Annotated in this window: 12 protein-coding genes; 7 read left to right on the top strand and 5 right to left on the bottom strand. The window is 44.1% G+C overall.

Annotation, left to right across the window (positions count from 1 at the left end):
• Position 1 precedes the first annotated feature (1 nt).
• Positions 2 to 1,003 (top strand): porphobilinogen synthase, encoded by a 1,002-nt coding sequence (gene hemB, locus FM019_RS03375; protein ID WP_143834491.1) that lies wholly within the window; start codon positions 2 to 4, stop codon positions 1,001 to 1,003.
• A gap of 50 nt (positions 1,004 to 1,053) precedes the next feature.
• Here the strand turns inward: hemB and FM019_RS03370 are convergent, their stop codons facing one another.
• The gene (locus tag FM019_RS03370) at positions 1,054 to 2,262 is read right to left on the bottom strand and encodes an MFS transporter (protein ID WP_143834490.1); all 1,209 of its coding nucleotides are present in this window, start codon (positions 2,260 to 2,262) and stop codon (positions 1,054 to 1,056) included.
• Between the two features lie 256 nt (positions 2,263 to 2,518).
• On the opposite strand from FM019_RS03370, the gene FM019_RS03365 reads away from it, so the two are divergent.
• From FM019_RS03365 to FM019_RS03345, 5 genes are all read left to right on the top strand, one after another.
• Positions 2,519 to 2,695, top strand: a complete 177-nt coding sequence (locus FM019_RS03365; protein WP_143834489.1) for a DUF1328 family protein — start codon at positions 2,519 to 2,521, stop codon at positions 2,693 to 2,695.
• A gap of 51 nt (positions 2,696 to 2,746) precedes the next feature.
• Positions 2,747 to 2,941 (top strand): hypothetical protein, encoded by a 195-nt coding sequence (locus tag FM019_RS03360; RefSeq protein WP_143834488.1) that lies wholly within the window; start codon positions 2,747 to 2,749, stop codon positions 2,939 to 2,941.
• 205 nt (positions 2,942 to 3,146) lie between these two features.
• Positions 3,147 to 4,499, top strand: a complete 1,353-nt coding sequence (locus FM019_RS03355) for a DUF2254 domain-containing protein (protein ID WP_143834487.1) — start codon at positions 3,147 to 3,149, stop codon at positions 4,497 to 4,499.
• 186 nt (positions 4,500 to 4,685) lie between these two features.
• Positions 4,686 to 6,116: a hypothetical protein gene (locus tag FM019_RS03350; RefSeq protein WP_143834486.1), complete on the top strand. Its 1,431-nt coding sequence runs from the start codon at positions 4,686 to 4,688 to the stop codon at positions 6,114 to 6,116.
• Positions 6,117 to 6,119: 3 nt separating this feature from the next.
• The gene (locus FM019_RS03345) at positions 6,120 to 7,472 is read left to right on the top strand and encodes a CoA transferase (RefSeq protein WP_143834485.1); all 1,353 of its coding nucleotides are present in this window, start codon (positions 6,120 to 6,122) and stop codon (positions 7,470 to 7,472) included.
• A 5-nt stretch (positions 7,473 to 7,477) separates the two neighbouring features.
• Here the strand turns inward: FM019_RS03345 and FM019_RS03340 are convergent, their stop codons facing one another.
• Positions 7,478 to 8,416 (bottom strand): phospholipase A, encoded by a 939-nt coding sequence (locus FM019_RS03340; protein WP_143834484.1) that lies wholly within the window; start codon positions 8,414 to 8,416, stop codon positions 7,478 to 7,480.
• 171 nt (positions 8,417 to 8,587) lie between these two features.
• Here FM019_RS03340 and FM019_RS03335 point away from each other — a divergent pair, with 171 nt between their 5' ends.
• Positions 8,588 to 9,013 carry a DUF2177 family protein gene (locus FM019_RS03335; RefSeq protein ID WP_143834483.1) on the top strand — a complete coding sequence of 142 codons (426 nt, stop codon included), beginning with the start codon at positions 8,588 to 8,590 and terminating at the stop codon, positions 9,011 to 9,013.
• On the opposite strand, the gene FM019_RS03330 is transcribed toward FM019_RS03335, so the two are convergent.
• From FM019_RS03330 to FM019_RS03320, 3 genes are all read right to left on the bottom strand, one after another.
• A complete protein-coding gene (locus FM019_RS03330) occupies positions 9,005 to 12,736 on the bottom strand; it encodes a translocation/assembly module TamB domain-containing protein (protein ID WP_143834482.1) in 3,732 nt (1,243 codons plus the stop codon). The genes FM019_RS03335 and FM019_RS03330 overlap by 9 nt on opposite strands.
• Entirely contained in the window at positions 12,733 to 14,436 is a 1,704-nt protein-coding gene (locus tag FM019_RS03325) for an autotransporter assembly complex protein TamA (RefSeq protein WP_143834934.1), read from the bottom strand. Before FM019_RS03325 ends, FM019_RS03330 begins: the two co-directional genes overlap by 4 nt.
• A gap of 296 nt (positions 14,437 to 14,732) precedes the next feature.
• Entirely contained in the window at positions 14,733 to 15,719 is a 987-nt protein-coding gene (locus FM019_RS03320) for a zinc transporter ZntB (RefSeq protein ID WP_143834481.1), read from the bottom strand.
• Position 15,720: the final 1 nt, after the last annotated feature.

Below are 15,720 nucleotides of genomic sequence, written 5' to 3'. Positions count from 1 at the left end.
GATGCTTAACCAACAATTCCCCGCCACGCGCATGCGTCGAATGCGTCAACATAAATTTACCCGAGATATGATGACGGAGCATAGGCTGACGGTCAGTGATCTAATTTATCCAATGTTTGTTGTTGAAGGTATCAATCGCAAAGAGGCGATACCTTCGATGCCTGGAATCGAAAGACTTTCCATCGATTTAATTATCAAAGAAGCTGAGGAGTTAGTTGAGCTTGGCGTACCTGCTATCGCTATTTTTCCTGTTACGCCGATGGAATTGAAATCAGATTGTGCCAGCGAAGCGTTTAATCCAAGTGGATTAGCACAAAAGACTGTTCGAGCGGTCAAAGAAGCGGTACCAGACATTGCCATCATTACTGATGTGGCACTTGATCCTTTCACTTCCCATGGACAAGATGGACTGATCAATACCGAGGGATACGTAATGAATGATGAAACCTGTGAAGTATTGGTTAAACAGGCCTTGTCCTTAGCAGACGCTGGGGCGGACGTTATTGCCCCATCAGATATGATGGACGGTCGAGTAGGTTTGATCCGCCAAGCGCTGGAGCAAGCCGGTCATATTAACACCTGCATTATGGCTTATTCGGCTAAGTATGCGTCGCATTATTATGGTCCTTTTCGTGATGCCGTCGGCTCTGCAGCAAATATAAAAGGTGGCAATAAAAAAACCTATCAAATGGATCCTGCAAACTCTGATGAAGCCATGCATGAAATCGCTATGGATATTCAAGAAGGTGCAGACATGGTTATGGTGAAACCAGGAATGCCCTACCTGGATATCGTCAGGCGCTGTAAAGACAGTTTTCAGGTGCCGACATTTGCTTATCAGGTGAGCGGTGAGTATGCGATGCATCAAGCTGCATTTGCGAATGGCTGGTTAGAAGAAGAAAGCGTCATTATGGAATCGCTGCTATCGTTTAAACGAGCAGGGGCCGATGGTATCTTGACATACTTTGCCAAACAGGCCGCGCAGATTTTAAATCGGAAATGACTATTACTAGATGTCTTGGAAGCCCAACGCTGCCTGACAGGGGCAGCTGACTAGGATTTGACGCTTTTCAACTTCACAGTATGAGCAAGCCCTAAAATCATAACGATGGTCATCACCATCACAACATTTGCATCAATATAGTTTGATAACAGTGCGTAGAAACCACCCAATAACAATAGCCCAATGCCGACACATGTATTGCCCGCAGCGACATAGCCGGTTCGGTTTGAACGTTCGGTTATATCCAATAAATAGGTCTTTCTTCCTGTCCTAATCCCTGCATGGCCTAAGGTTAACAAAAAGAACAGCATCAGTTTCATTGTATTGGTTAACTCATCGAGACCTATTGCAAAGGTTAATGCGCTTAAGATGCAAACAGTAGCGGCTATACGCAAAGTGGTAATGGCTCCCTTGTCTGCATACATCCCCCAAATGTATGAAGAGATGAGTGATGCAAATGCCGACAAGCCAACAAAGAAAGGAAGTTGAGAGGTAGTCGAGGTACTGTCGACAGCAGATGCGACGATGTAAGGTACAATCAAGGCACTGTGCAGCATTAGAATTCGACTAAGAATGATATGGCGTAAATTCTTTTCTTCTGTAATTGTCCGCCAGAAATGTTGCATGTTTTCCTGTTCAGAGGACTCTGGAGAATAACGAACAGAAAGTGGCAACGAAAATAACATGGATAACAAAAATAATAACCCACCAACGATTAGTAGCCCGTAGCTTATGCCCTGCGTTAGGGGTTGGTCAGACAATAAAAAAACCGCTGATGAGACCATTGTCAGCCCACCTGAAATGGAGGAGGCGAGGCCAATCAATTTCCCTCTCTCGCCTTTAGCAATGCTTTCAGCTTGTATATCTTTCATACTTAACGAACAAATCGATCGGCCAAAACTTATCAAAATCAAGAGTCCAAGCACACTTGCTGCGAGTAACTGCTCGGTAAACAATGCAATACTTGCGACAAGAAAAAGGATCCCCAAACCTTGAGTGAGTGCCCCTATACGCCACAGGCTAGTGCGATTACCAAATCTTTTTGAAACGGTCGTTTTTAATAACCACTGAGGAATAAGTGAACCAGATTCCTTTATGGGCACCAGAAGTGGAATTAGCCAACCTGGTGCACCGCTCGCGGTTAGGATGTAGGGCAATGTGGTTTTGGGAGAGACAAGTAGGTCTGCAATTTTAGTCGAGCTGGAAATGCCTAACAATAATCTGTAAACGCGACTGTTTGAATTTCCTTCACTGCTCATTATTACTCTCTCAAAATTGCCAACGGCTATGAAATTATTACGCCGTTAAGTGTAATACTTGCAATTCTAATCAAAAGTTCATTCTGAGATTTTTTTAAAATGTTTATTAAAAGTGATTAAAAACATATAGTTAAATAAGTCTGAAAGATTGGCGCATAATTCGCAACCTAATCGTTGAAACTGCACTTCCAGAAGTATCACGTAAATTTGCAAGTGATTGTTAGTGTTCTCGCTTTTTAAACTGGAGGAAAAAACAATGTTGGGTTGGGCTTTAACTTTTTTCATTATCGCAATCGTCGCTGCAGTCTTTGGATTTGGTGGTATCGCAGGTGCCGCCGCAGGAATTGCAAAGTTTGTATTCTTTTTGTTTGTTGTCCTGCTGGTTGTTTCACTCATTGCGCAGGCTATTCGCGGAAAATCGCCTAGAATTTAAATGCAGTAAAAACTCTATATAAGTAAATTTCTACTAAATAAGGAAATCGTCATGAAAAATCTAAATTTATTATCAAAGTTATCACTAGTCGCTTTTTTCACTTTATCTTTAGCTGCTTGCGGAGACGACAGCGCAGAGGAGGCGGGAGAAACTGTAGATGAACTCGTGACTGACGCCGGGAATGCTGTCGAAGATGCTTGTGAAGAGGTCAAAGAAGGCGTAGACGCTAAAGATAAAGACTGTTAAGTCTCGTTGCAAAGAGAGCTTCGGCTCTCTTTTTGCGCTGCGGGCGTATTGGGCAAAACTCTCTAAGGCACACCGAAGCAGCGCTTTTCTCCTCTTTCTTCATAATCTAGATTCTAAAAATACATGCTGAAAAAAGATTTGTGCGCTACTGTTTATTTATCGTTTCTATCGGAAGCAATCTAATGTTAATACTCGTGGACTCGATTTGAAGCTATCCAATCGACTAATCAAAACGATCGATGCAGTTAAAACCAGCTTTTGGTTTATACCTGTGTTAATGGTCATTCTGTCAGTTTTTGTTGCGTGGGTTCTTGTTCATGTCGATGGGGTGATGCATAGCAAAAACGCTAGCTGGTACAATGCACTGTCCGCGTTAGATCACGAAACCGTGCAAACCCTTTTATCCACGGTGGCGGCATCTATGATTACTGTCACTAGTATTGCATTCTCGATCACGATCGTTGTGTTGACCTTAGCGTCTTCACAATTCGGACCGCGCCTCATCCGAAATTTTATGAACGATCCCGGCACCCAGTTTGTCCTTGGCACTTTTATTTCCAATTTCTCATACTGCGTTATTTTACTCTACGCTATGAGTTTGGCATCAAACCAAGACATCGGTTTTCGCCTTGGTGTACTTTGGTGCTTAGCGTCAACCGCGTTTTGTGTCCTAGTATTAATATTTTTTATCCATCACGTAGCGTTGTCTATTCGTGCAGATCATGTGGTCAATGACGTTTATTGTGAAATTGATCACACAATTGGCCAGCTTAAAGGCGAAGATTCAACTGGCAATAAAACAGCATTGCAAGAAAGTGAAAGAACACCAGCTAAAGTACAACCTGCCTTTACTGAGCTGTCATTCATTTCGGCAACTAAAAATGGTTATCTTCAGGTGGTGAACCGAGACAGCCTATTTAAACAAGCTGTTGAACAAGGCTTATTCGTTAAACTTAAAAAGCGACCTGGAAATTTGATTATCGAGGGAATGATTTTGGCCGAAATACGATCAAACCATAGCCTTTCATCTCAAGATGAGCACGATTTGACTGAAAGCATGGTCATCGGCAGCCAACGTACCCCTATTCAAGATCCAGAATATGCCATCCACCAGTTGGTAGAAGTTGCGGTGAGGGCATTATCTCCTGGGGTTAATGATCCTTATACCGCAATAACTTGTGTAGACAAATTGACGACAATCCTATGCCAAATTGCCCAAATTGACATAGACCAACAGATTAGTTGTGATGACAACGGAGTACGTCGTTTAGAGGGGTGCCCACACTCCTTCGCAGGGTTGGCGAGTACTGCCTATGATCAGATTCGTCAATATGGAATTTCCTCAGTAGCGGTAACAATTAGACTAATAGAGGGTTTGACTCATCTGGTTGAACTTAGAAGTGGATCTGCTACCCGGCAATTTGCCCAAGAACAACTTGATGCAATTAAGCGCCTTCATGCACTCCAGCCATACCAAGGCGTCGATCTAAACGATTTTCAATGTTGCGTAGAGTCCCTCGAGTTATCGTTACATCAATTGAACGCCAAACCTGAGTAAAACTCCATTAAAGCTCACTGGTAAACGAAACCTGACCACTTCTTTATGTGGATTGGTATAAGTCTGATACGACCAGGATAACTATTGTTGTCAGCTGCAGTAGCATGGGTAACAATAACGTTAAATGGTTTGGCGAGAGCTGTGCAGTCCAATTGCTGATGTTCAGATAAAAACATTGAGGTGCCAATGAATAGCCCAAAAAAGCAAGCTGTAATCTTAGTGCATGGAATTGGCGAACAGCGGCCCATGGAAACGGTAAGGGAATTTGTCAAATCCGTTTGGGTTAAAGACGAGAGTTTGCAGAACACGCGATTTTGGAACAAACCTAGCGAGGTATCTGAGTCTTTTGAACACCGCCGTCTGACCACCGATTACGCGGTCATTAAAAGCTCTGAATCAGCTCAAAAGACCTCACGGGTGGATTTTTACGAATACTATTGGGCCCATCACACCGTTGGCACAACCATCGATCAAGTTAAATCCTGGCTGGTGTCGATGTTGCTGCGTAAACCTTCTGATTTTCCTTCTGCGCTACGGCCTATTATCTACCTTGTATGGACGCTAATTTTTGCTATCGCCATGTTGTTTTGGTTTACGTCTGGTAACGATGATGTTGCCGACCCAACGGCGACATCCGAGTCTGTTAATCAGTTGTCTTGGTTCTATTTCACGATATTAAAACCTGTACTCATTCTAGGTTTAGGTGCACTGCTAGGCATTATCGTCAATTATCTGGGTGATGTAGCGCGATATATCACAGCCTCCCCATCGAATATAAAAGTACGACAAGCCATACGTGATGGTGGAGTGAAATTACTTGAAAGCATAGTCGCTACAGGGAAATATGACCGTATCGTGCTGGTTGGGCACAGTTTAGGTTCAGTCATTGCCTATGACGTTTTGACCCAATATTGGGCACGAAGTAATAAGTTTAAAAGTAATACTGGCAAGTCGCTCCCTTTGTCGAAAGAGGCGTTGGCCCTGATCCACGAAATGGAATCTATTGATGGGTCAGCAAACATGGCGCGCTATCGCGAGCTTCAACACCAGCTATTTTTGCTGCTGCAACAAGATGTAGCACAAGCGGCTTCAACGAGGGTAAAACACAGTCCCTGGTTAATTTCCGACTTAGTGACTCTGGGCAGTCCTTTGACCTATGCCGACTTTATGTTGTTTAAAGACAAAAAACATTTTGTAGAACGCAAGTTAGACAGAGAATATCCAACCGCGCCACCGGTAAAAGAAAACCAGCACTATTATTATCAGACGGATAACAAACAGTTCCTTCATCACGGCGCAGTGTTTGCACCTGTGCGGTGGACCAATATTTATTCACCATCAAGCAAGATATTTTGCGGGGATATCATTTCTGGCCCAGTTAGTCGGGCGTTTGCCAATCCTCAAATTACCAAAGCTGAACAAAAAGCCGAGTCCCAACCGGTCACGCCAGTATTAGATATTGCGGTAGAGGCTAACAAACCTGGCTCCATGCCTGGTTTTTTCACTCATACGAATTACTGGAAGTGGCACAGCAGTTATGATCAACTTGGTAGTCCTGAGCATATTGTTAAACTTCGCCAAGCCTTAAACCTCACGTCATTTTCTGGCGATTTGTGATTGATGAGCACTGTAAAAATCGAGCAAGCGATTTTTTCTGCGCTGGGTATCAAACAAGATTTTCAGCTCTCGCCTGGACCGTCATTACACTCTTGTTTTGCCGTCACTGATTTGGCCGTCGCTTCAATTGCGGCAGTGGGTTGTGCCTTGGGCGATTTACTGCAATCTGTTGCACAAATTGATTCAGGACCACCCGGGGTCGACCGTCGATTAGCATCTATGTGGTTTGCTCAATCCTTGTATCCAATCGGTTGGCCACTACCACCGGTATGGGATGCAATCGCAGGAATTTATCAATGTAGCGATGGCTGGATAAGGCTGCACACCAATTTGGCTCATCATCGACAAGCGGCGCTTCAGGTGATTGGCACAAAAGCCGTTCGAGATGATGTCCAGCAGGCTTTGTTAAACTGGAAGAAAGACGCGCTGGAATCTGCCATTGTTGAAAAAGGCGGCGTTGCCGCAGCTATGCGCAGCAATGCTCAATGGCAGAATCATCCTCATGGAAGTTGTCTCAAAGACGAACCTTTAGTTGATTGGCACGGCACAAGTGGGCGTTCTAAAGCTTGGAAAGGAACCCCACAAAGGCCGCTCAAAGGATTAAAAGTATTGGATATGACGCGGGTTTTGGCAGGGCCGGTTGCTACCCGAACGTTGGCTGGCTTAGGCGCAAACGTACTGCGTATCGATCCACCAAACTGGCAGGAAGATAATGTGGTTCCCGACATTATGCTGGGCAAACGCTCGGGATTTTTGGATCTTGGCAAACCGCATGGAATGAAAATATTGTCAGATCTTATCACTGAAGCCGATGTTTTTGTTCATGGGTATCGTGCAGATGCCTTGGATGGATTGGGTTTTACAAAGGAGTACAGGGAGTTATTGAATCCTGAATTGGTCGAAGTCAGTTTGAATGCTTACGGCTGGTCTGGTCCTTGGGCAAATCGAAGGGGGTTCGATAGCCTAGTTCAAATGAGCAGTGGCATTGCTGAAGCAGGGATGCAGTGGGCCAAATCACAGCATCCCACCCCCTTACCTGTTCAAGCATTAGATCATGCAACGGGTTATTTGATGGCAGCAGCTGTCATCAAAGCGCTTGAGTTAGCCATTACTCATGGCGAATACAATCGAGCACGTTTGTCATTAGCTAAAACAGCTGAACTGCTAAAAGCTTTTGCTCAGTGCGAGTGTGAGCAGCTTGACCCAACTTTTACTCCAGATGATGCCAATGAAGTCGTTGAACACACGCCGTGGGGAAGGGCTAATCGACTCAAAAGTCCACTAAAGATGTCTAACGTGAAGCTGCATTGGAAACGACCAGCCAGTGAATTAGGCGCTTATCCATTGAATTGGTAACAGCGTTACAAGAATTTTAACTGTATGCCCAAACCCACTCTCTGCTGATGTCGATTGTAGTCAATTAGTGAGTCCCCATAGCCATTGAAATACTGCAAGGTGATATCATACCTATCTGTAACGGGGTAGGTCAGATTAAGCTCAAAGCTCCCTTTGTTGTCGGACTTTAAGTTGTTCCGCACCAAAGTCATAACATTGAAATTACCTACCTTCTTACCATAACCAATTTCAAAGTGACCCAAAAAGTTGGTGATATCAGGGTTGTCATCTCCGGTTGGGCTGGTCGGTGTTTCTTTTTCGTCTTCTTTAATTCTGTACCACGTTTTTAGATAATAAACGGAGTCTTCATCACTAAAAACGGCGGAGGCAAATAAACGGTTCCAACTTCGCGATTTCAGCCCGCTTTGCCCATTAGATTGGTGATTGAATCCTAGATTTACCTGATTAAACTTGATACCTATAAAACGATAATCAGTTTGCCAGGAATAAAATATTTCAGGTTCGTAATTGGTCTCCCTAAAAGGTTTAGATACCTCACTGTTGTAGACCTGCCAAAATGATACGGCAGTGAAGCCAACATATAAACCCGAATCGTGATCGTCGTTCAAATACACGGGTAACTTCATACTGATTTGGTATTTGGCTTCTTTGTTATCGACATTTTCAAAGTCCAGCTCGGTAACACCAATGGGGTTAGGATTTTTTATGTACGAAATGGGCAGTATATAGTTTGGACGATACTGGGAAATAGAAAACGGATTTTGTAGCGCTTTTGTTTCGGCTTTTTCTCGTTCCTCTAAAACGCTATCCGTTGCTGTTGTCTGCTGAGAAGAGGCTGATTGTTCTTCCTGCTCGGTCGTCTCTTGTTCTTGAACCTTTGCAACGGCAAATTGAGGGACACTTAACAATAAAAAACATACGGCTAATTTTCTCACAATATCCATAATATTCTGATCCGGTTGGCAAAATGGGCGTTATTAGTATACCGATTTGTTTTCTATTAGTATTCGCTCAAAATTATTTTTTACGCACTTTTTCAATCAATTTCAGGCGGATAGGTAAAACCATTCCATCAATCGCATATCGAAATGGAGTGACCTTATAAGGACCTTAACATGAAAAAAGTTAACCTATACATTGTCGCGATGGCCTCGGTAATGATCGCATATCTTATCCTGGACGGCATCTGGCTCGGACTTGTTGCAAAAGATACTTATATCCAATCAATGCAAGGAATGTTGCGCGATGAATATCCGGTAGCACCCTGGGTTACCTTTTACATCATGTATAGTTTTGTCATTACCCACCTCGTTGTAATGTCTAACCTCAATAAGGGAGTAGGGGCGAGTATTCGTGACGGCGCACTGCTTGGACTCGCCTCATATGGCGCCTACAATCTTACCAACTATGCAATACTCGCTGGATGGCCTTTGCCAATCACGTTAATAGATTGGATTTGGGGAACCTGCTTAACCGCAACAACCGCCGGGGTAGGGGCTTTAGTGGTGAAAAAATTTGTAAGTAACGACCGCTCAGTCTGAATTAGCAGTCCCTTCGACTGTGCCCGAGGTAAACTGATAATACAGATCAAGGGCACTTTCTACCCCGCTGGTGGCCTCAAAATATAGCTTAGGAAGTAACTGATAACGTAACGATATTTCCGACGTAGAATCGAAAACATTTACGCCATAAATAAGTTGTACGCCAGGGGCAATATAACCGGATACAGAGACCTGAGTACCGTCGTCTGAACTTGCCGTGCCGAGTGTCAAATCTTCTATCCCTAACTTGCGTCCGAGCCGATCAACACGATTTTCACCACGTTCCAATCCAGCGCTGATCAGAGCATTTGCCAGCAGTTGCCCGTTTGAATTCTGTGCGCTTTGATCTTCTAAGGCCTGACCTCTAATCAAATAAGATAAGGTTTGCGACTGATTGAAAGCGGGTTCAGAAAAGACTACGATTTGAGGTATTTCCGCCGGACCAGATACGCGGATCCCTGCAATGACATCATCTTTAGTTTTCTCTGGGGAACGAATAGCTTCGATATTTAGCTGTGGATTATCCATAGGGCCTGAAAACAAAATGTCGCCTGTTCGGATCACCAGATCTTGTCCGTAGGCTTGGTAGGTGCCATTTACCAGTTGCAAGTCACCAAAGCCCTCCAGGGATTTTTGTTTCCTCAGTTCTAATGAGCCTCTAAGATCTGCTTTTAGCCCAAATGCATCCAGCTTTACATCGTTCATTTGATTCGGGTCAATGTTGACCTGAATTGCCATTCGTAATGGTCTACTCGAGGATTGTTTATCTTGCTTTGGCTGGTTAACAATGATTTCGTCGTCGGACGGAGATTGGGCGCTAGGCGGTAGTTCCTTGACCTTTACTCGTGCGTACAGAACATCGACGTTACCACCTAGCTCAATCGCGTCAGCCAGCAAATTCAAACGAATTTTAGGCGAAAACCTCGCTCTAACCGTATCGCGATATTCGATTTCAACTTTTTCACCAGACAAATTCAAGTGACCAATAACATCATTAGACCAATCAAATTCACCGTCGCTTTGCCCAACTCCACCGCCGAATTTAAATTGTCCTGCCATGCGGGCAGATTGGTTCTTGAATTCAATCTTCTGATCCCATTGTTCCAACTTACCTGGGATTGCATCTCCGGCAATAGCCACTTGATTGAGCGCTAAACTTCCTGCAAGAAGAGGTTCTTTGATAGTGCCATGCAGCTCTAATTTACCGTTGATCTCGCCAGACAGTTCAGACAACTCTGCGACAAAAGGGGCAAATGGAGCGAGCAAAAATTTCTCGATGCTAAGTTGACCTTGAAGATTTCGATTTTCAGCGATATCTAATATGGCCAATTCCAATTCTACGTTGCCAGTGTTTCGAGTAACTAACTCAAAACGAGTGTTTACAGTTGAGCCGTCTACCTGCCCACTAAACACTAATTTTTGCATATCGATCGGGCTGGCGAATTTCTCCATATTGATCAAAGCAGGAGTTAAATAGCCGTTAATTTGCGCTACTGGTAGGGCGTCTTTATGCCATTGGCCTTTAATATTGAAAAATAAATTCGTATCCGATTCAATACGTTGGGTTTGTGGCGCAAACTGGTTGATCCATTGCAACAAGGCAAGGTCGTTTCCTTCTATATCCACGTCGATTTGCTCTTCAACGAGTTGCGCGCGATTAATACAAAGTTTTGAAATGTCTTCTTGCCAACAGTGAGGTGAGATTTGATAGCGCTGATTTTGCCAATCAACTAACATCTCGGTATTGGGTTTTGATAATTCGTAATCGCCGTATGCACTTTGAAACTCAGCGCTTTGCCATTCTCCCTGCCATGAATGTTCGGATAATTTACCCACCAACAATGAGTCCAGATTGACTGCGTCAGAGAAGATTTTAGTCACCAGTTTGTGGTTGTCCTGAGTCCCTGACAATTCTATGCGCGCAGATTCAATAGTTTGTTCGTTGATATCAAGCTGCTCAAATGTTGTGATGATTTCAACGGTTTTGTTTTCGTCCCAATTGACTGTACCATCAGAGGTTAAAGCATTTAGAGCAAGATTTTCAAACTTGAGCTGCTGCGCCTGCAATTGATACGAGGCAAGTGGCTGAGATAGTGTGCCGGACAGCTGCGCATTGCCCAAAGCAGAGCCTTGCAACGTAGCGTAGAGTTGCGAAAAGTCGTTTGCCTTGAGGTCAGCTTTTGCACTAATTTCGTGTTGTTCATTTAAGGTTCCGCTTACCGAAAGCTGATTGTCACCGGTTGTCATTACAGACCGCGATAGAGTAAACCCCTTGCTTGAGTCATATTTCGCCGATGCGTCAACCTGCACGGGGAAAGACTGCCAAGTTCCTTGAACCTTCAATTGCGTTAGCTCAGCCGTTATCCGGTCTTTGCTGTATATGGCAGAATGGGTACTTCTACCATTAAGTAATGCATTAAGTTGTGGCCATTGCATATTAGGTTGGATGTCTTTTGCGGTGATTTGCCCATTCCACGATGCCTGGTCGGTGAGTGCCAGCCGCCCATTGATATCTATTTCGCCCCCGAGCAACGAGAGCAATGCCCTGTCTAACATCACCGCTTTATTGTTGCCCCTTGCATCGATATTTATCTCGGCGTCGGGCAATTCATTAGACGAAACACCTGATTCCATCTTAAGCCGATATTCTTCCAGGTTTCCTGCTAAGGACAGTTTTCCTTGCTGTATGAATATAGTTTGGTCCGTGGGAACCTCAAATTCCGACCAAGACAAATTCATTTGCATGGGTAAATTTGTAGAGTTAATCCCAATTTTCCCATCACCGGTAGCTTCTAAAATGCCAGTTGAGGTCAAACTAAATTCATATTGTTCCGGTGAGCCAATGATATTGCTAGAAAGTGAAAACGCACGAGTTTGCGTTTGGGAACTTTGCGCTTGCAACTGGAGATCAACTTGGTAATTGTTATCTACCCGGGCCTTAAGTTGCACGCTCGCCAGCTCGTGTTGCAATTGCATGTCTGTGATGTCGATTTGGTTGTCAAATATGCTTAAATCTAAGTTAAGCTTATTAAAGCTAAAAGTCTCAGCGTCTCCTTGAAAAACAAATACTTCAGTGAAACTCAACTGTTTGGCTCTGACATCAATAGGGATAACAAATCGAGGAAGCTCTGGAACCTGATATTGCCACCCTGAAATTGCCGCGATATCGAGTTCGGCTTGCGGCTCATTTTCAGGTCCATCCGGCAACTTGACCTGTAATTGGGTCAAGTCAAAGTGGTCAATCACCAGAGACTCATAAAAAGTGAAACCCGTATTTAACGATCCCCAACTGACCGATATTTGTTTGTCGATGTTTAAATTAAAATCTTCGATGTTAATTTGCTGAACATTGACACTGATTGGCAAAGTGATTTTTGCGATTGGGTCAGCCGGCGGATTGTCTGCCTGCGGTTTAGACAATACATTGACCGTTAATTTCTGGGTATCAACGCGCTCTACACAGACATTAAACGATAGGGAACACGTCCAATCAATGTCGAGCACCACGTCAGTAGCATCTATGGCTATATCATCTGAGTGCCACTGCAGCGCAGCCAATTTTAGTGTACCTAACAGCCCACCGCTCTCATGCTCAATGGATAATTCGTCAGACACTCCATCGGCAATCGTGAGCAAAAACGCGGTTCCCCAAGGGGTCAGCATCAGTGCAAAACAGACAAGCAGTCCTGCTAGTACTATGCCTATACGTTTTAGCCAACTCATAATGCCGGCCCCATCGAAAAGTGAAATTGCGTGTCATTGCCAAAATCGCCTGTGCCTCTTGCTAAGTAAAATCTGATGGGGCCAACAGGGGATAACCAACTGGCACCTATGCCAAATCCGTAAGCCAGACGTTCAAATGGCTCGTTACTCGCACCACCAACATCTGAAAAGACGATAGCACGCCATTCATCGGCAACCGGGTATGAATATTCAAGGCTAGCGACATTTAAGTATTTACCACCCAACAATTCCATGTCTCCAGTTTGCTCTTTTGGGGCCAGAGTTCGGTACTTATGTCCTCTAACACTTTGATCGCCGCCTGCAAAGTAACGCAAATCTGAAGGAACACTGTCAAATTCGTTAGTGATCAACGCGCCAAACTCGGCGCGAGCCAAAAATCGGTGCTCGCCAAAACTGCGAAGCCACTTGGTTTGGTATGTGATACGCGCTAAATCAATATCAGACAACAAATCTTTCGAGGCACCTTCGATGGTCACTTGTTGTAAATCGCCCCAATTGATGTCAAGCCCACCTCTAGAACGCAATCGCGATAGGGTGAAGCCTGGCATCAACAAACGGGTAGTGACTTCAGGTTCGCTGGCTTGAACAAAGGTTGATTGGCGGTACTGTAGAGAACCAATTTTGTTCCATGGGCTTTCGGGGTTTGCCCAATGCCGTTGTATCGCCAACGAGACGGTGTCGATATTCGAATCATTATCGTCGATGGCTTCGTAGCCCAATTGCATATTGATATAGTTTTTTAGCGGATCCTCAACAGGTATTTTGTATTCGAGACTGGCCGTTTGTCTGGGCGCCGAGACGTAAGCATCGGCTTGCATACTGTGCCCATGGCGATTTACCCATGGCCGATGCCAGCCAAAGCGAAATCTAGGACCTGTATCAGTGGAGGCACCACCACCGACATCAAATATATCTCGTGGTTTTGGCACCGCAACAATTTCTATGGGAACTTTTAAATCTTCCGATTCAACTACCAAGGGGCGCGCAACGACTTGTTGGAAATAGCCGGTCTGTCCTAAATTTTGATTGAACTCACCCAGCTTACTGGCACGATATGGTTCGGCAAATTTGAAAGGCACAACATCTTTGACGAGCTCAGCAGCAATTAAGTCATCGGGGATCTTTAGCTCGCCAAATTGGTATCGCTTTTTGCTATCAAACAATAAATTGACCGTCGCTTGATTCGAGCTGACATCAACCAACATTTCGTTTTTTGTAAAGGCGCTATCGAAATAGCCTTTGTTTAGCGCAATCGATCGCAAAGTGCTTTTTAAACGTTCGTAATTGCTGTGCTCAAGTGGCGCGCCGAGTCGTAATGAAGTTGCGTTCAATGCCTTGATAAAATCAGGGTCGGAAGCACCGTCTCCTTCAACCTTGAGGTTTAATTTAGCAATAGTGGCTCTGGGCCCCATGTTCAGTGAGACACGTAACTTTTTACATTTTTCCATCGTTGCGATTTGTGTTGATAGCACATCGACGTTGTAATAACCAAATGCGCGAGATGCTTCAGAGATTTTTTCATCGAGAGTTGAACTCAGATCATTGTTCATTCGACAATTTTTAGGAAGACTTAAATTACTTAAGTGGATTTTGATGTTGTCTTTAACTTGTGTGTCACTGACGCCAAGAATTTCAACATCGATAGCAGCATAAGCAGATGAAACCCCGCACAATATCATCACAATTGACGTAACTTTGAGGGTGTTTTTCAAATAACGAAGGCTGCAACTGACAATAGCAGTCGAATTCAAAGTAAAAATAATGCCCCCAATCCTTGGAAAGTAAATATGCCGATAAAAAATATTATCCTAATCACGTCTTAAAATGCCTTGAGCTAGTACCCAGCTCTAAATTGTTTGCTTTATCCGATACTCCGCATTGAAGTGTCGGGGTGCTGATGCTATTTATTTTATGCCAGAGATTTATTCGAATACGTTCCAAATACTGCCTTGCCATGCCGCGTTTAGTTAAAAAATCAAAACCACTTTTTCCAAAGCATTGCTATGAACATAGCGACGGCTAAACCAACCATTCCTGTTGCAAGGTAACTAAAAGCGTCAGGATTTTCTGTGCCTGGTAACCCTGCGACATTCATGCCAAAAACGCCAGTTAGAAACGACAAGGGTAAAAAGATTGCGGTGACTAGAGATAATACATACATCCGCATCCCTTGTTGCTCAGCGATTCGGTTGCGTAATTCGTCTTGAAGAACCATGGCGCGCTCTTTAGCGAGATCTAAATCTTCGACATATCGCGTCATTCGGTCAGTCAAATCGCGCAATTCGAATGCTTGGTTTTGGTCGAATATCTTTGTGAACCTGTAAAGTGTATCTAATGCGTCACGTTGCGGAGCCAAATAACGCCTAACGGCTGCAGCTTTGCGACGAATCAAACTCAACGTTAATCTTGCATCTTCTTGTGTGGCACCAGCAGCTTCAAATTCAGTTAACTCATCATCTAGCGCATCAACCACTTCACTAATGCGATGTGCGACCTTGTCAATTAATTGCAAGACAAAATCGGCCGTTGTTAGTGGACCTTTGCCTTCATCCACTAACGCTTTTGTATCTTGAATGGAGAGCAGCTTGCGATCTTTACGACGTGCCGAAATCACTTTGCTTTCGTTAAACCAGATCCTCAACGAGACCATGTCTTCGGGGTCGGCATCAGGATTGAGATTGATCCCCCTCAAATAGATCAAAGTGCCATTATCCACTTGTAAAGCTCTTGGACGAGTTTCCAGCGCGCACATTGCATCGCAGATAGAGTCGCTCAAACCCATTGACGTCATAGTATCCCAAGAGTCAGCCATGTCGGATTGCATGTGTACCCATTTGTAGCCCGATGCAAAATCCGTATCACTAAAGTCTTGGTGTGAAATAGTTTCTGCCTCTCCTGAGTCATCTACTTTTATTGACCAGAGAAGGCTACGTGGTAGCGTATTCGTAGTATCTGTTTGCATG

This window comes from Aliiglaciecola sp. M165 (assembly GCF_007197995.1).
GTDB lineage: Bacteria > Pseudomonadota > Gammaproteobacteria > Enterobacterales > Alteromonadaceae > Aliiglaciecola.
The sequence above is the reverse complement of the archived record's forward strand: the minus strand, read 5'-3'. Positions and strand labels throughout refer to the sequence as shown.